The organism is Levyella massiliensis, from assembly GCF_000308275.2.
In the GTDB taxonomy this organism is placed as follows: Bacteria; Bacillota; Clostridia; order Tissierellales; family Peptoniphilaceae; genus Murdochiella; species Murdochiella massiliensis_A.
In genome coordinates, this window is the sequence record NZ_HG529490.1 from 594,712 (window position 1) to 611,495 (window position 16,784).

Annotated in this window: 20 protein-coding genes; 3 read left to right on the plus strand and 17 right to left on the minus strand. The window is 47.7% G+C overall.

What is annotated here, in order from left to right; translation table 11 throughout:
• Position 1 precedes the first annotated feature (1 nt).
• Together BN98_RS02785 and BN98_RS02790 are read right to left on the minus strand one after the other, a co-directional pair.
• Complete coding sequence (locus BN98_RS02785) at positions 2 to 559, minus strand: class IV adenylate cyclase (RefSeq protein ID WP_019189848.1); 558 nt, start codon at positions 557 to 559, stop codon at positions 2 to 4.
• Entirely contained in the window at positions 552 to 779 is a 228-nt protein-coding gene (locus BN98_RS02790; protein ID WP_019189847.1) for a YdbC family protein, read from the minus strand. Before BN98_RS02790 ends, BN98_RS02785 begins: the two co-directional genes overlap by 8 nt.
• A gap of 104 nt (positions 780 to 883) precedes the next feature.
• On the opposite strand from BN98_RS02790, the gene BN98_RS02795 reads away from it, so the two are divergent.
• Positions 884 to 1,498 carry a regulatory protein RecX gene (locus BN98_RS02795; RefSeq protein ID WP_019189846.1) on the plus strand — a complete coding sequence of 205 codons (615 nt, stop codon included), beginning with the start codon at positions 884 to 886 and terminating at the stop codon, positions 1,496 to 1,498.
• On the plus strand, positions 1,495 to 1,782 hold the full coding sequence (locus BN98_RS02800; RefSeq protein ID WP_019189845.1) for a GIY-YIG nuclease family protein: 288 nt from the start codon (positions 1,495 to 1,497) through the stop codon (positions 1,780 to 1,782). The genes BN98_RS02795 and BN98_RS02800 overlap by 4 nt, the downstream gene beginning before the upstream one ends.
• Here BN98_RS02800 and BN98_RS02805 read toward each other — a convergent pair.
• The 15 genes from BN98_RS02805 to BN98_RS02875 form a co-directional block, all read right to left on the minus strand.
• On the minus strand, positions 1,769 to 3,322 hold the full coding sequence (locus BN98_RS02805) for a hypothetical protein (protein ID WP_019189844.1): 1,554 nt from the start codon (positions 3,320 to 3,322) through the stop codon (positions 1,769 to 1,771). The two genes, BN98_RS02800 and BN98_RS02805, sit on opposite strands and share 14 nt — an antisense overlap.
• Complete coding sequence (locus BN98_RS02810) at positions 3,319 to 4,749, minus strand: sensor histidine kinase (protein ID WP_019189843.1); 1,431 nt, start codon at positions 4,747 to 4,749, stop codon at positions 3,319 to 3,321. The genes BN98_RS02805 and BN98_RS02810 overlap by 4 nt, the downstream gene beginning before the upstream one ends.
• Entirely contained in the window at positions 4,749 to 5,456 is a 708-nt protein-coding gene (locus BN98_RS02815) for a response regulator transcription factor (RefSeq protein ID WP_019189842.1), read from the minus strand. The genes BN98_RS02810 and BN98_RS02815 overlap by 1 nt, the downstream gene beginning before the upstream one ends.
• Positions 5,453 to 6,394 (minus strand): RluA family pseudouridine synthase, encoded by a 942-nt coding sequence (locus BN98_RS02820; protein ID WP_019189841.1) that lies wholly within the window; start codon positions 6,392 to 6,394, stop codon positions 5,453 to 5,455. The genes BN98_RS02815 and BN98_RS02820 overlap by 4 nt, the downstream gene beginning before the upstream one ends.
• Before the next feature lie 90 nt (positions 6,395 to 6,484).
• Positions 6,485 to 6,907: an ATP-binding protein gene (locus BN98_RS02825; RefSeq protein WP_019189840.1), complete on the minus strand. Its 423-nt coding sequence runs from the start codon at positions 6,905 to 6,907 to the stop codon at positions 6,485 to 6,487.
• Between the two features lie 12 nt (positions 6,908 to 6,919).
• Positions 6,920 to 7,285: a DUF1292 domain-containing protein gene (locus BN98_RS02830; protein ID WP_019189839.1), complete on the minus strand. Its 366-nt coding sequence runs from the start codon at positions 7,283 to 7,285 to the stop codon at positions 6,920 to 6,922.
• Between the two features lie 59 nt (positions 7,286 to 7,344).
• Positions 7,345 to 8,796 (minus strand): beta-Ala-His dipeptidase, encoded by a 1,452-nt coding sequence (gene pepD, locus BN98_RS02835; protein WP_019189838.1) that lies wholly within the window; start codon positions 8,794 to 8,796, stop codon positions 7,345 to 7,347.
• Positions 8,789 to 9,283, minus strand: a complete 495-nt coding sequence (locus tag BN98_RS02840; protein WP_019189837.1) for a SurA N-terminal domain-containing protein — start codon at positions 9,281 to 9,283, stop codon at positions 8,789 to 8,791. The genes pepD and BN98_RS02840 overlap by 8 nt, the downstream gene beginning before the upstream one ends.
• 50 nt (positions 9,284 to 9,333) lie before the next feature.
• On the minus strand, positions 9,334 to 10,149 hold the full coding sequence (locus BN98_RS02845) for a CvfB family protein (protein WP_019189836.1): 816 nt from the start codon (positions 10,147 to 10,149) through the stop codon (positions 9,334 to 9,336).
• Positions 10,115 to 11,125 carry a YitT family protein gene (locus BN98_RS02850; protein WP_154654949.1) on the minus strand — a complete coding sequence of 337 codons (1,011 nt, stop codon included), beginning with the start codon at positions 11,123 to 11,125 and terminating at the stop codon, positions 10,115 to 10,117. The genes BN98_RS02845 and BN98_RS02850 overlap by 35 nt, the downstream gene beginning before the upstream one ends.
• The gene (ptsP, locus tag BN98_RS02855; protein ID WP_019189834.1) at positions 11,122 to 12,852 is read right to left on the minus strand and encodes a phosphoenolpyruvate--protein phosphotransferase; all 1,731 of its coding nucleotides are present in this window, start codon (positions 12,850 to 12,852) and stop codon (positions 11,122 to 11,124) included. Before ptsP ends, BN98_RS02850 begins: the two co-directional genes overlap by 4 nt.
• A 128-nt stretch (positions 12,853 to 12,980) precedes the next feature.
• On the minus strand, positions 12,981 to 13,241 hold the full coding sequence (locus BN98_RS02860) for an HPr family phosphocarrier protein (RefSeq protein WP_019189833.1): 261 nt from the start codon (positions 13,239 to 13,241) through the stop codon (positions 12,981 to 12,983).
• Between the two features lie 40 nt (positions 13,242 to 13,281).
• Positions 13,282 to 14,289 (minus strand): LacI family DNA-binding transcriptional regulator, encoded by a 1,008-nt coding sequence (locus BN98_RS02865; RefSeq protein ID WP_019189832.1) that lies wholly within the window; start codon positions 14,287 to 14,289, stop codon positions 13,282 to 13,284.
• Positions 14,290 to 14,502: 213 nt separating this feature from the next.
• Positions 14,503 to 14,961, minus strand: a complete 459-nt coding sequence (locus tag BN98_RS02870; protein WP_019189831.1) for a hypothetical protein — start codon at positions 14,959 to 14,961, stop codon at positions 14,503 to 14,505.
• A gap of 24 nt (positions 14,962 to 14,985) precedes the next feature.
• Positions 14,986 to 15,531 (minus strand): YtxH domain-containing protein, encoded by a 546-nt coding sequence (locus tag BN98_RS02875; RefSeq protein WP_019189830.1) that lies wholly within the window; start codon positions 15,529 to 15,531, stop codon positions 14,986 to 14,988.
• Positions 15,532 to 15,977: 446 nt separating this feature from the next.
• On the opposite strand from BN98_RS02875, the gene BN98_RS02880 reads away from it, so the two are divergent.
• A complete protein-coding gene (locus BN98_RS02880; RefSeq protein WP_019189829.1) occupies positions 15,978 to 16,775 on the plus strand; it encodes an NAD(+)/NADH kinase in 798 nt (265 codons plus the stop codon).
• Positions 16,776 to 16,784 lie beyond the last annotated feature (9 nt).

Genomic DNA, 16,784 nt, shown 5'->3' on the forward strand with positions numbered 1-16,784 from the left:
TTCAGAGCTTCAGGGTATGGTTCTCCCAGGCCTCTTTCAGTTCGGAAATAGAGGCTGTGGAAATGTGTTCTTTGGAAATAGCAAACGCCTCGCAGAAATCATGAAGCCTTTCCACGGACGGAGCCTCGACTTCGATATAGGGAAAAGGAAAACTTTCAGGATCCCAGGTATCAAATTCCACACGAAAATCCTGCCACAGATAGCGACGGCGGCATTTCTTAGCGGGAATCTGCTGATCATAGCCCAACTGTCGCAGTAACAAGAGTAAGGCGTCACGATCGGTAACGCGCACCGTATATTCGTCGTTAACCCGTCCGCCATCCTGCGATAGGCGCTTTTTAAGCGTCCACTCCATCACCGTTTCGCGTCCTTCCACCTCGATGATACGCAAACGCATATGCGAATCCGCATCCAACGGATGTAGGCTGGAATTGAGGCGAATATTGGTCTGATGCTCCTCCACATCAAAGACCGCCCCCTTTGCCAGCAATTCTTTTTCAAATGGGGCAAAGGGAACCGACAAGATCTTAATTTCGATTTCTTTTTCCGGTTCAGTCATTTTTTAACTCATCTTCCAATAGAGAGGAAAGAATTTCCACCTCTTCTTTTGTCAATGTAATGCCCTTGCTCATCCGCGTATGCTCTGCATTCCAACTGCGCAAATCGTATTTAGGGTCTCTTTCGTTCCAAGACACCAGGTTCAGTTCTTTTTTCCATCCCTTTGCGTCTTCACTCAGAACGCCCAAGCGCTCCACGATGTCATATTTTAATTCTGCCATTTTTTCCGCCTTTCTTGTTGTTACGTCCGGTAAAGGACACTGCTCTTCCCTTTCTCCTCTAAGAGACGCTCGGCCTCATGGTATAATCAGAAAAAGGAGAAGTTATGGTCATTGTCAAAATTCTTTTCGATGAACGAAAAAACGGTTTTCTCTTTACATCTGAAGACGATGAAACCTTTTTGGTTTCTTATGAGACCTATCTGCGTCTCAATCTGCACGCTCCTTGCAATCCGTCCCTCGAACAAGAAAAGATCTTACGGGAAGAGGATGCGCGTTTTCGTGCCGCTTCCCTGGCTCTTAGCTATGCGAGTTACCAGCCGAGAACAGAACATGAAGTTCTATGTCGGTTGCAACGCGAAAAAATTGCACCGGATGCTGCTGAAGCCGCTGTTGCAAAATTACGCCGAGAGGGCTGGTTGGATGATGCCTCCTACGCTAAGCGCTATGGAGAAGATAAACTGCGTAAGGGCTGGAGTCTGCGTCATATTGCGGGAGGCCTTAGGCAAAAAGGTATTGATGCCGCACGCATTCGTGAAACACTCTCTTCATTCCATCAGGATGAAGAGGTTGAAACGTTGCGCCGTCTCGCCCAAAAGAAATACGGCCGTCGTGATCTTTCCGATTCGAAAGAGTTCGAGCGCACCGTCCAGGCGCTTTGCCGTCGCGGATTTCCGTTAGAAGCCGTCTTACGCATCCTTAAAGAAATGAGAGAGACATGAAAGAAACGCAGTATTATGTCTATATCGTACGTTGCCGCGATAACAGTCTCTACACCGGCTATACAACCGATGTTGAAAAACGTGTGGATACACACAATCGCGGAGAGGGGGCCAAATATACCCGCTCGCGCCTGCCCGTACAACTGGCAGGGTATTGGCGTTGTTCGGATAAATCGCAAGCTCTACGTACGGAAGCGGCGATAAAACGCCTATCTCACCACCGTAAGGAAAAATTACTTCAATCCGTCCCTGTCGGAAGCCAGCTGGAAACTATTCCTCGCTAAAACGAGAGGATCGCAACGTCTCCTCCGGCTCTGAATAAATTACCTGCGGCTGTGTCAATTCACCGGCGGTAAATTGCTCTCGGACCTGTTCTCCCTGCTCATCATAGAAGTAGCGTATGGAAACCATCTCCGTATCCTTGTCCAATTGAATGGAGAGCCGCGCACGAATTTCCACATGGTTTGGCGTAGAGCGGTAGTAAAGCAGCTCATCTTCATTTTTGATCCATAGACGATCGGCAGCTGGTGAACCCGATGCTGTGGTGGCCAAGGGTGCTTTATTCGTAATACGCGCCCAGGACATGGACTCAGCCGGCGCATTAAACATTTTGATTAATGGCACGACGTCAATATTGACTTGTGAAGAGTAACGCTTTTCTCCTGACAACCAATTCATGCTCGTGACAAATCCCCAGCTGATATTGCGTCGAATGATGCCGATATTGCTCTCATCCACCGTAATGCGTTTGGGATCAATCTCACCGTTCGGGTCCAAGAACGAAAGCTGAGCATTCACCTGTTCTTTCATGGCTTTGACTTCCGTTTCACCGCCGATTTCGGCGACGCTTAACGGGCGATCCTCCGAAAGTTTGTCCAAACGTTGAATTTCATATTTTTTGGGAGTATCTTTTTGCGCCGGGTATTGCGCCGGCTTATCAAACGAGATCGTATTTCCTTGCACAAAAGTAATGCCGCGTCCGCGTTTATCACGTAATACCTGTTGGTTATCACGCGCGCTGTTCTGCAACGCATGATAGGTAAAAATACCGTTCATCACACCGTTATTAATATCAGGCGCCGTTGTCTTGTAGTCCAGAACATAAGCGATGTTATCTTGATTGAGCACAAACAAGCGATTCATTTTATAGACAAGCGGCCGTTCATACGTGGGCTGATCGGATATTAAAAAAGACGAATAGCGATAATACGGAATGCCTGCGTTACTGATCTTTTTCGTACGAATGCCGATCAGCGTGGTAATGTGGCTGTTATAAGCCGTGCCCTTTTCCATTTTTTCATTGGTCTTGGCGAAGGTCATGATCTCATCCTTATTCCTTGTAGGAACCACGCCATTCTTTTGTTCCAACAAATAGATGGTCGAACCGCTGCAATACACTAATTTACGATTCGGCAATAAAATCAGATCCATGGAGAAAAGATCGGTATCGCGCACCATGCCGACGAACACTTGCGCATCCTTTTTTACGCCAAAATCTTTCTTAACGTTGCGCATGGCCAAATAATCTTGCAACTTAACATATTTTGAAGAAAAACTGGGGGCCGTCGTAATGGCATCTCCCAATGCCACAAATTCCGGATCCACATACAGTTTATCGCCTTTTTTAAAAAGTTCTTTTCCGGTGGTGTTCTTTTCTTGGTAGTCCACTTCGGTCACTTCCCATACCCCCTGCAAGGGCAGATCCGTTAACTTCGGCGATTTCAAAACGGCAGTCATATCATTGATGACGCTTCGGCGCGAATCGGTACAACCCGACAACAGTAACAAACAGAGGAGAAAAAACACAAGGGAACGCTTTTTCATGCTTCCTCCTCCTTTTCTCTCATCTCTTTGGGTGCTTCATAGGGCAGCGTGGCACTAACGCTGGTACCTACCCCCAGCTTACTTTTAATCGTTAAAGAGCCGCCGTGCGCACGAATGATCTCTTCACAGATAGAAAGTCCCAGTCCCGTGTGCGACTGCGAAGAACTGCCTTTCCAAAACTTTTCAGTCACAAAAGCAATGTCTTCTTCCGAAATACCGATACCGGTATCCGAGACGGTGATACGCACCATCGTATTTTCGATCTCAATGGAAAGAAACACCGTGCCTTCGTCTTCCGTAAATTTTATGGCGTTATCCAACACATTCAGCAGTACCTGTTTAATGCGTCCCTCATCGCCTAAGATTTCAATGACCGGTTGTGCATAGTTATAGTTCATATTGATATGCTTTTCCTGAACACGAGGGCGCATCTGCAACAAAATATGGTTGGCAATTTCCACCAGGTTAAAGCGACTTTTGCTGAGTTTAATCTTACCGGAAGAGTAGCGTGAGAAATCGAGCAAATCTTCAACCATGGAGCCCAGTCGCTCCGATTCTTTTTCGATGATCTTAAGGCCTTCCCCCACCAGTTCCGGTTTAATCCCTTCGGATTGTAACGTAATCGCCCACCCTTTGATCGACGTTAACGGCGTACGCAATTCATGCGAAACCGAAGAAATAAAGTCGTTTTTTAACTCCTCTTTTTCGCGGATGTTATCACTCATGAGATTCATCGTCCGCGCCAATTCTCCGATTTCACCGCGCGGTGTTTCATCCGCCCGTTCTTCATATTGTCCGTCCGCCAGCTTAGCCGCCACTGCCGTTAGGCTGTGAATCGGACGCACAATGGAGCGCGACATCCAGAAGGACAACAGACCGACAATAGCAATGATAAATATACAAAAGGCAATGGAAGGCCATATACGCTGTGCAATCATGGCATTAACACTGGTAAGAGATGTCGTCAGGCGAATCATGCCCACCTGCGCGGTTTGGTTGCGAAGCGGATAGGACAGGCTCATCACAGGCTCGTTGGAATAGCCCACATTGCCCACCATAATGCCGGATTTGTTCTTTTGCGCTTCCGCCACATCCTGTGTGTTTAATTTTTTTCCCGGAAGATCTGTGCCGCGATTGTCAAAAAGTACCGTCCCATCATTGTTTAATATCTGCACCTGCATGGTATTGGCCCGATAGAACTGGTTTTTGTTTTCCATGACCACCGTATGCAGATCATCATCCGACACATAACTGAGGAACAGCTCGGCATTATAACGTGCTTGTGATTCGAGAATACCGCTGACATTGTCGTAAAAATAGCTGTAAAGCGACTGGACATAAAAAATCTCAAAGACCGCCGTGGCTATGATAATGATGGTCAAAAAGAGACCCATAATCCGGACACCGATCATATCCGTCAGATTCATTATTCGCTCTTTTTCCACCGATAGCCGACCCCCCAGACGGTTTCCAGATACGCAGGTTTTGCCGCGTTATCCTCAATCTTGGCACGAATGCGCCGTACATTGACATCCACGATTTTACTCTCGCCCCGATAATCTTCTCCCCATGCCTGATGCAAAATCTCTTCCCGGCTCAGGGCTTTGCCGGGATGGGTCATAAACATTTTAATAATCGAAAGTTCCGTCGGCGTTAAATCAATCCACTGTCCATTTTTTGAAAACGTGCGTGCGTATAGGTCCAACGTAAAGGGTCCATCCTCAATATGGTTGGCATTCTCATGAGGAATCTCTAACCCGTCATCCAACTTTAGGCGGCGAATGAGCGATCGGACACGTAAAACCAACTCATGCGGGTTAAAGGGCTTCACCATATAATCATCCGTGCCCTTTTCCAGACCAAGAATACGATCGATTTCCTGCGATTTAGCCGTCAGCATAATGATGCCGATATGTGGCATTTCCGTGCGCAGAATCTCACAGACCTCGTAGCCGCTAATACCGGGCAACATTAGATCCAGCACCACAATATCCGGCTTTTCACTGCGAGCAATGCGCACCCCTTCCTCACCGCTTTCCGCCTCTAAAATTTGAAACCCTTCATTTTCCAGGTTGATGCGTGTAAACATTCTGATCGGCGCTTCGTCTTCTATCAAAAGAATCTTTATATTCATCCTTTCCCTCTTTCCAATTGTTTTGAAAGGCTTTGAAATTGTTCCGTCTTCTTCGAGTATACGTTGAATCTCTCTGGCAATGCAAGCGCCTCTAAATTTAGGAATTGCAAGCGATGTGACAGTAACAAATGGTGTTTAAACTCTTGGAGGCGATACTGTGCGCCATATGCACGATCGCCAATCAGAGGATGGCCGATGGCGGCCATATGCGCACGAATCTGATGGGTTCTGCCGGTTTCCAAGCGAATCTCCAGCAGTGAAAACTGCGATCTTGTGAGAAGTGGCTTATAATGCGTGAGACAGGCTTTACCATTGGCATCGACACGACTCATTCCGTTTTCCGTGATCAGCGGTAAAGCGACGGTATCGGGTTGATCCACGCATCCCTCCACATAAGCTAAATAGTATTTTTCAATGCGTCCTTCTCTAAGCGCTTCTTGGAGTATAAGCATGGCACGATGATTTTTTGCTCCCACTAATAACCCTGCCGTTTGCATATCTAATCGGTTAATCAGCGCCGGAACAAAGCTTTTTTCCAAGCGCGGCACATATTCTCCAGACGCAATCAAATCCGAAATCAGCGCATCCACCACGGTCTTTCCGTAATCGGTGGAATTGGCCGGATGAGAAAGTACGCCGCATGGCTTATCAATGACGGCAAAATCCTCATTCTGAAAGGCATATGATAGGTGCAATGTGGTTTTCGGACGGACACGCTTCTCCTCCAACGGTAACAGCACTTCTTCATAGAGATAGATCTGAATCCGATCTCCTTCCTTAATCAAGGAATTTGCCTCAGCGCGTTTTTTATTTACTTTTATCTTTTTTTGTCGGATCATCTTCTGCAAAAAAGAGGCGGTCGCTTTAGGAAAGACCTTGTTCAAAAAGCGATCCAGACGCTGTTTTGCATCATTTCTTCCGACCTGCAGTTCACGCATATTCTTCCTTCCAAACTGTCAAATAGACTCCGACGGTGAAGACAAGCATAAAAAAAGAAGCGTATTCCCGAAGGAATACGCCTCAAATTCTCAGTCTACTGCCAATTCAACGACTTCAACGCCTTCCAGCTTCGGTACCTTATCGGCATCCAAATTGAGGCCAATGATGAAATCAGCGCTGTTTTCAGAAGACAGAACCAGCAATTCCTTGATATTCTTTTCAAAATTTCCTTCCTGCAAGGTTTCTGCCGTCAGGCCGTCAATAAAGACGCGTTCAATATCAAAGTCTCTTGCCAACATGCCCGCCAACAGTCCGTACAGACGTTCCATAGAGTGGATGTGATATTGCTTCATATTGATCAGGCGAACGGCATGATCCAACTGGAACATTTGCGAATCGTCATTGTCCACAAAAACAAGATGACCATTATGCGATTTATATTCCTCATTGGCTTGCTCGATCATGCGTGTGGTTTTTCCGCTACCACTCGGTCCCAATACAAACTGAATCACGGCATCCCCCTCTCATTCTTCGTCCTGCGTATGGTCGTGACCGCATTCGCAGGAATCTTCCTCATCAATACTCTCCGACAGGATGCGATCAAATTCATCCGCAACCGCATTATACTCTTCATCGGATTCAATCTGCGTCAATTCGATGGATTCACCGTCGTCGCTTTCCGTATACTCATAGACTAGGATGCCTTCGTCCTCTTCATCCTCCGCCTCCGGCAACAGAGCAATGTACTCTTTATCTTGGAACGGAAAAATATCAAGAACGGTGCATTCCAGTTCAGAGTCATCATCCAGCGTTAAAACGATGCGATCCTCTTCTTCCGCATCTTCTTCCCATTCTTCCGATTCCATATCCTTTTGTTTTTCATCCGTCATGGCAGATCCTCCTTAAGTTGGGTGTTGGAAACGCTTCTACCGTTTTTATTATACACGTTTCAAGCAAGCGTTGCGATTTGTGCTACCAATTTTTTAAGAATATCGTAGGTGCGCAGGGTCGATTTAATGCCCAGGCGTTCATTAACCGTATGGGCACCTTCAATGTCCGGACCGATCGAGATCATGTCCAGATGCGGATTGTATTCGGCAAACATGCCACATTCCAGCCCGGCATGAATGTCCAGTACTTCCGCTTCTTTGCCCGTTTCTTCTTTGTACAGTTTAAGGAACATATCACGCAACGGAGATTTTTCTGCCAATTCCCAAGCAGGATATTGTTCTGTGTATTTACCGGTACCGCCGAAGGTTTCAATGGCCTTATCAATTTTGCCTTGCAATTCTTCCAATACGACTTCCGAGCTGGAACGAACGGAAACCATCACATCCGCATAGGAATCCTTGGTATCCACAATGGCCAGGTTATCTGAAGCCAACACATTCTTGCCGTCCTCGCGCATACGATAGACGCCGTGCGGCATAATATCCATCAAATTCAGCAGGTGGTTCGTGGATTCCGTCGTGAGCGGATCCTCATCAACAGCACATGCTTCAAAATTCAACTGAATGTCTGGTTCCTGCTTAAGCAGTCGTTCCTGCATCGGCATCCAAATGGTTTCGATGGAAGATTGTATTGCCTCGGCATCTTCCTCAGCAAAGCTGATCCAAGCCTGCGCTTCATTCGGAATGGCATTGTGCTTTTCACCGGAATGGAAGTGAACGATGCGTAAGCTCTTCTCCTGAGCCAATGCATGCAAGAATTGCGACATCACCTTGCAGGCATTGTTGGGCTCGGTCAGAATATTCTGTCCGGAGTGTCCGCCATGCATGCCAGACAAGGTCAGGTGCAATCCCGCTTGATTCCCCACCTTTTCGCGTTTTAGGGGAATTGTAAAATTACCTGTTGCGCCGCCCGCACAACCGCAGGTGACGTAGCCTTCCTCCTCCGAATCGATGTTGATCAGCATGTCAGCATCCAACCAAGAATGATCCAGCGTCATAACGCCGAGCATACCTTCTTCCTCGTCCGTTGTGACAACCACACGAATTTCCGGAAGGTCCATCTCCTCTTCCAAGAGAGCCAACGCCATAGCCACGCCAATGCCATCATCGGCGCCCAGCGTCGTGCCTTTCGCGGTCAACCAGCCGTCCTTCTCTTCCATCTCAATCGGATCACAGGTGAAATCATGCGTAATGCCCTTATCTTTAACGCAAACCATATCCATATGCCCTTGGAGCACCACACGCGGTGCTGATTCCAAGCCAGGGCTGGCCGGTTTAATGATCAGGACGTTACCTGCTTCGTTTTGTGCCGTCTTCAGATTCTTTTCCTTGCCCCATGCAACCAGGGCGTCGCTGATCGCTTTTTCCTGACCGGAACAACGCGGAATTTGGTTCATCCAATAAAAATGATTGAAAATTGGATTTTCCTCAAACAGCTGTTTCTCATTCATGATGCTCCTCCTTCGAAATTCGTTCTACAGGGTACTTGGATTCCAATTCTTTTGTATAATTCACATAAGTTGCCTGCTGACGCAAAAGCATCAACTGCATGTAAATTTGTGATTTTAATTGATCGGGATTCTTTTTTTCTTCCTTGGTAAAGTGTTCCTGGTTGGCCGAAAAATAGGCCTCCACTTCCTGCGGCAAAACCTTGACTTCACCGAGCAAATGACTTAAAGCGTACTGCTGCAGCACCTGCTTTTTCAGTGATGCCTGCTCTTTTTCCCACTGCTTTTGAAAGTCGTCTTCTGCTTCCAAGTTCTTATCTAAGGCATCGCGATACATCAATTCCTGATTGATAATCTCTTCCAAGAGGCGCTTATCGCCTTCTTCGCCTTTAAAATGCTCCGACTGTTCCCCGAGCATCTTGCGCAAAGCATCCACTTCGCTCTGCGTGATTTCTCGTTCTCCGACGCGAGCCAATACGGTATCCGTCATGTTTCCCCCTTTTTATCACTAGCGTTGCCGACAAAGCCGAGACAGGACGACTATTTAGCAAGCCGAATCCCGTCATCCTGAAACGTAATCATACCCCGCTTCAACAATCTGCCGACACAACGTTTGAATTGTGCTTTACTCATGCCGAATAATAAACGAATTTGCTCCGGATCACTGTGATCATTCACCCGTAAAAAGCCGTGGTTGGCTTTTAAGGTTTGATAGATCGTCAACGCATCTTCGTCCATTTGCTCATAGGCACGGGAATTCAGACTCAAGTCCAATTTTCCGTCCGGCTTAATTCTCTCCACTCTTACATGTACCCTTTGTCCGGGCATCAATGCGCCACGCATTTCTTCAGCCGGCAATAAACCGTTGTAGCGCTTTTCGACCAGCACAAAGGCGCCGATCTCAGGATTATTCGCATACACAAGGCCGTCCACCCAGTCGTTTTCGTGGAACGATTCGGGCATATAAAAATGATTCTTCACCCGCATTGTCGAGCAGATGCGATCGGTTTTATCGATATAACAAAAGATCAGAATGGCTTCCCCGACCTTTACCTTGTGCAACTGTTCCTGAAACGGTAAAAACAGATCCTTGTCCAGCCCCCAATCCAGGAACGCACCGCGTCGTGTCACATCTTTAACGGTTAGAAACGCGAATTCACCAACCTCCACCTTCGGCTTTCGCGTTGTTGCTACTAAGCGATCCTCCGAATCGCGCAGCAGAAATACCTCAAGGGCATCTCCCGTTTTAGCCCCTTCCGGCACATAGCGATTCGGGAGCAAAATATCTCCCTGCAATATCGCCCCGGGCGACTTTAATGCTTTAATCTTCAGAAGCTGCGTTTTGCCCAGCTGCATAGCTTACTCCCTCCTCGATCGTTGGATCGTTCTTTTTTAATACCTCTACTGCCGAGTCGGTATCCTCGGGCATCGGTCGCGTAAAGACGACTTGTTCGTTTAACGGTTGCGGATTCGATACACGTTGTCCGGGTGCATACGTGAAGCCCTCGCCCAATACTTCGTTCGCAGAATAGACAAAGACAAAGGCACGCGGATCCACTTCGTCTACATAGTCTTTTATGCGTATGTACTCTTTATGATGAACGACAGCGACAATCGCCAAGTGTGGGTTCCCGGAAAAACCGCCCTGCATGGGGTAAATCGACGTGCCGCGATGCATTTTTTCAATGATGAAGGCATTGACCTCATCCACCTTTTCCGTCGTAATGTTCATCACGATACGGCGACCGAAACCGGCAATCATATTTTCCAATACCATGGCCTGCGTATAGATGGCAACAATCGCATAGAGCGCATTTTCCAGTGAAATGCAGGCGCCGCCAAGCATCACGACAATGGCATCAATGGCAAACAAACTTTTTGCCAAACCGATATGCGTAATGTTGTTCAAAATGGCGCCTAAAATATCGGTACCACCTGTAGATGCATTTTGCGTAAAAACAAAGCTCAGTCCGATGCCGCTGATGGATGAACCAATCAAAATCACCAGAAGCTGGTCCTGCACTAAAGGCTTGGTCATGGGGGCAAAATGTTCGAAAAAAATCACCCAGGCCGAATAAGAAACGGACCCCACAAGGGTCATGATGCCGAATTGCTTGCCGAGTAATAAAAACGCCATCGCAAACAGCACAAGGTTTCCGACTAAAATCAGCGCACCGATGCCAAGGAACGGAAAAACGTAATTAATAACGATGGCAAGGCCGCTGATACCGCCGGCAGCGATGTGATTCGGAATAAAGAAATAATTCATTGCTAAAGCAAGAATAAAGCATCCAAAACAAATGGACAGCATTTTTTGCCATGTTGATCTCACGATTCCCCCTTTTGTCGGATATCTTGTTCCTGCGATATCACAGCCTGCATGATTTCCGCGGTGGCTGACAAACCCAATGCCTGTTTTGCCAGACGGCGACCTTCTTTCAGTGTAATGTGTCTTATCTTTTCTTTCAACTTCGGTATAACGGAAGCCGGTACGGATAATGCATCTACGCCGAGCCCGATGAGCAGGGGTAAAGCCCGCAGATTACCGGCAAAACCGCCGCACATGCCGCAAGAAATACCGGCACGATGCGCGGCATCGACGCCTTGTTTTATGGCGCGTATGACCGCCGGATGATACGGAGAATGCAATCCCGCCACGCGATTGTTGCCGCGGTCCGTAGCTAAAATATATTGCGTGAGATCATTGGTGCCTATGCTGAAGAAATCGCAAGCGTGCGCCAGTTCCTCCGCCAGCATCACAGCTGCCGGCGTTTCCAGCATGATACCAACGGGTATTGACGGATTAAAAGCGCGTCCGCGCTCCGCAAGCTTTTCCTTCTCCTCTTCAATCATGCGTTTTGCTCGTGCCAGTTCATCCAATCCGACAACCATGGGTAACATGAGGCGTACATTGCCATAAGCGGACGCACGCAAAATCGCACGCAGCTGCGTTCGAAAAATGATTTCTTCGTCAAAACAGAAACGCAACGCTCTCCACCCTAAAAAAGGATTTGCCTCTCGTGGAAAAGCGTAATATGGCAGACGTTTATCACCACCGATATCCAGCGTGCGAATCGTAAGTACGTTGCCCTGCAGCGCTTCTGCCGCTTGCCGATACACGGCAAGCTGTTCGTCCTCCGTCGGAAAGTGGTCCAGCTCCATATAGAGCATCTCCGTGCGAAACAGCCCGACGCCCTCTGCGCCGGCCAAAATGCCCACTGTCAAGTCGTCAAGGCCGCCGATATTGACCATGACGTCTACGACATGGCCATCCGCCGTTACCGCTTTCTCTGCCTTCTCCAAACTAAGACGCACAGTTTCAGCACGTCCGACTTCCATTTTCTGCCGCGCCTCTTGGATGGTGTCGACGTCGGGATTAATGATAAGTTCTCCATTTTCGGCATCAAGAATAATAAAATCCCCGTCGTTCACTTCCCGACTCAAGCGTTTCATGCCCACCAATGCCGGAATGCCGAGCGTTTGCGCAATAATGGAGGTGTGTGACGTCGCACCGCCCCGATCGCTTGTAAAGCCCAGTACATTCGCTTTATCCAGCTCGGTGGCTTCGGAGGGAGCCAGCTCTTCCGTCACTAAAATGCAAGGCGAAGAAAGATGATCCAGTCGCGGCACCGGCAGTCCTTTCAATTCATAAAGAAGACTGCGACCCATATCGCGATAATCCGTCCCGCGTTCTCTTAAATAGGGATCCTCCAAGGCTTCCAATTGCGCGGCCATAATGCGAATGGTGGTGTCTAAGGCGCGATCGGCCGACATCTTCTCCTCTTGGATGCGCTTATGAACCGAATCGATCAGAAACGGATCCGAAATCAATTCAATGTGTGCTTCGCGCAGAGACTGCATCAGAGGAGACGTGACTTCCTTCGCACTCAACTTCTCACGATAGCGAGAAAACGCCGCATCGATTGCCTTCAGCTCGCCTGCAACTTCTTCGTCTCTGAGCCAATCGGTGCGTATCGGAATATCTTCATGCAGCCATCGTTTAACAATGCCCATTGTCAGACCATAGGATGCAATAATTCCCCGCATGCGTTTTGCCATGGAACGCCTCCTTGCTGCAAAGCCATTCGACTCCGCTTCTCCTCACCGCTGCCACATTAAAATAGCGGTTAGGGCCTATTACCATGCATAAAAAAAGAGGGAGCATCCGAGGACGCTCCCTTTATCGGTCAGTCCGTTAAATTGGAGATGAACGCAACGATCCGATCCACATGGGCTTCTGCATCCTCGCCATTGACACGAACCGTGATTTCCATTCCCTTCGAAATACCAAGGCTCATCACGTTAAAAATACTTTTTGCATTGGCGACCTTGCCGTTTTTGACTAACTCTACATCCCCCGGGATGTTCTTGACGAATTGAACCAATGCCGCCGCCGGTCGTGCATGTAAGCCGGTTTCGTTGACCACTGTTACATTTTTCTCTGCCATGTAAACCTCCTTCAGGCTCCTAACGTTTAACTGTTATACCTTACTTTCGCTCTTCTGTCGACTCGCCAACCAGAATTTGTGTTGGTAAATATAAGGTTTCATCCAAAGTATTTTTTCCTTGCAGCGTCTTGGTCAATGCACGCATGACCACCGCACCGATATCGTAATAAGGCACTTCCATGCTCGTCAGGCGCGGGCGGAAAATCTGAATGTACGGAGATCCGCCAAAGCCGGCTACCTGAAACGCTTTCGGTATCACAATGCCATGATCGTAACAATAAGTCATAACGCCCACGGCCAGATCATCGTTCTCACAGATCACCGCATCAAAGGGTTCCTTATCAAGATGTTTCGTAAAGGCTTCTGCCGCTTTATAGCCTGCTTCAGCATCATCGCCATCTGCTTCCCACTTAACAGGCGTGAGATCGTGGGCGCGCATGGCTTCGTCATAGCCGAGGGAACGTTCTTTGGAAAAGTCATAACTCAAGCTGCTGCGCAAATAGCGCACCGAGCGGTTGCCCAATGAAAGCACGTAGTCCGTCAGTTCCTTCATGGCTTCCCGATGACGAATGGTTACGGTATGCAAATCGGCCGACTTATAAAAGCGGTCTAGCAGCACGAAGGGTAAGTGATACTCTTTAATCTTAACGATCGTCTCCGGCTCAATGCTCTCGGAAATAATAATGACGCCCTCTACCTGTTTACGGTACAAGAAGTCGATCGCCCGCTGCTCCAGCTCATGTTCGCCATAGGTACTGCTCAACAAAATATCATAATGATACATGCGGCCGATTTCTTCGGCACCGCGGATCATTTCCGCCATGTAATGGATTCCGATATCCTTTACGAGAATGCCGATGGAATTAGATTTTTTCATCACCAAGCTACGTGCAAGCTCGTTTGGCTTGAACCCAAGTTTGTTGATGGCGTCCAGAACCTTGCGCTGTGCTTCCGGACTGACCGGCTTCGATTTATTCATCACACGCGAAACCGTGGAAATCGAAACACCGGCTAATTTTGCTACATCCTTGATTGTCGGTTGTGCCATAGATTCACCTCTATTTCATTGCCCCAGTTCACTTTTAAAAGCATACCATAAAAACGATTCCATGTGTATGATTTTTTTATGAAGATTGGACAATGGTTCAGGTCTTCCGTTTTCCCATGCAATTTCTTCTTATTTGACGCTCGACAACGATGAGAAAAATTAACCTTTTCACAGAAAAAAAGGCGGTCCCAAAGGACCGTCTTTTTTAACCTGCTAGCGATGCAGAAGATCTGTTATCACTCGCAATACTTCTTTTACATAGTTTATCGTAGAAGCGCTTTTGTTGACATTGGTCGAAATAAAATCTGCCGTATCAACCGCTGTCGTGGCCACATACTGGACGGTATCCGCCGCGTCATTGGTCATACGCTGTGCATTTTCCAGCGTAGACTTGGCGCCCTCAATGGACGCTACGATAGCATCCGACGAATCATCCAGAATCGAATTCACTTTCGTAATGGTGTGATCAGCTTTTTCCGTTAATACCGGCAGCGACTTTATCGTCGCATCCAATTCTTCATTGTTTTTCTTGACCACCTCATTCAGTTGCTTGGTAATGTTACTGAGATTCTGCAACACCTGAATAAGGAAGAATACCGCAACCATGGCCATCACGATCAAAATGAACAGCAGCACTTCCTGTAAAGAAATCGTAAATGTCATCTGGTTCATTCGAAACCTCCTGCGAGTTCGTGATTACTTTTCGACCTTTTTGGCTGTTTCTTTCACATCGTCCTTGACGTCTTTTGCCGCATTCTTGACTTCCTCACCGGCTTTTTTAGCGCCCTCTTTCACTTCATCTGCAGCTTTCTTAGCCCCTTTACCGGCGTCCTCGGCTGCTTTCTTTGCGCCTTCTTTTACTTTATCCGCTTTATCCGCTGCTTCTTCAACAGCCTGGTTGATCTTTTTTCCCATATCATGAGCAGAATCACCCAGATCATCCAATTTCTCCGCAATAGCCGGACGAATACTGCTTAATTTATCCCCGACGTCTTCCCCGAAATCACGAGCGATGTTTACATATTCATCCGCTTTATCACGAACGATTTCTCCGGCTTCACGAGCCTTGTCCGCCAATTCCTTGCGGGTTTCTTCACCGGATTTTGGAGCGGTGAGAATGCCGATGCCGGCACCGATCACAGCGCCCAACAACAGACCGAATCCAACCTTCTTCGAATCTTCAAAGCGAGCGCGAGCCACGCGTTCACGATTTTTTGCTTCGATATAATCAATAATTCCCATAGTTTCCCCCTTCGGTTTGTTTCTCGTCGGGCAGTCAAAAGACAGACCGGCGACGAATCGGATGACATCGTTTTATTTATCATACTTTTTAATTATAACAAACAAAATGTGCCCTGAAAATGCTTACATTTCTAATATACCCAACCTTTTTTCAAGAAAACTCCCGCCGGTGGGGCGGGAGGAATTTTCGCATCCTTGGGCCTTACTAATTTAATACCTTCTGTTCGTGAAGGTGGGATAGCTGCCTATTTCTTCCAACTTCCCTCCAAAGGGGCTTGTTTTCCGATTTAGGACTCCGCCGTCCCTTATAAGATGCGTAGGTTTAATGTTCAGGCGTATCCAAGGACATTTATAGTATAGCAGACCTTTTCCCGATGAACAAGAGAACGTCCTCTTAGCACGCCCTTCAGAATGTGGTACCATGTAGGCCAAGGAGGGCATCGCCCATGGAAATCATCAATCTTTTCGTAAAACCCAGTCCGGAATCTCGAGAAGCCCATCGCCGTGTGGAGGCATATTTTGAGGATCACGGATTTGCGATTTCACGTCTTTACAACGAAAAGGCACGCTATAACATCGTGATAGGCGGCGATGGCTCCTTTTTACGCGCCGTGCACTCCACACATTTTTCTTCCATTCCCTTCTTAGGCATCAACACCGGCCATCTCGGTTTTTTTCAGGAAATTACCCTGTCGGATTTGGAAGAGTATCTGGAACTGTTGCGTCTGCATCGTTATGAAATTCATCATCAGGATGTCCTTTGTTGTACCGTTGAAACGACCGCATGGACGTATCGATTACTCGCAGTGAATGAATTTTTGATTTCAAGCAACGACGATCACATCTTGCATCTGAATGTTGGAGTAGACGGGGTGGACTTTATCAACTCCTCGGGCGACGGCCTGATGCTCTCTACACCGGCCGGCTCGACGGCGTACAATTTATCTGCCGGCGGTTCCATTTTGCATCAAATGCTGCGTGGCTATCAGATTACCGCCTTGCATCCGGTCCGTTCCAAATCCTTTGACTCACTCCCCTCTTCCCTGGTGCTGCCAGCCGAATCCAAAACGGTATTAACCATTGATGGAAGGGATGCCGAACGCATAAAGCTTATTTGTGACGGTGTGAAGCATGCATTTAGGGGCGTGAAGCGCTTGACCTTCTCGGTGCCGGAGGAGCGAATACAGCGCATTATCTTCCGTTCCAACTGGTATTGGAAAAATCTACGTGATAAACTTTTTTAGTCGGGCGAA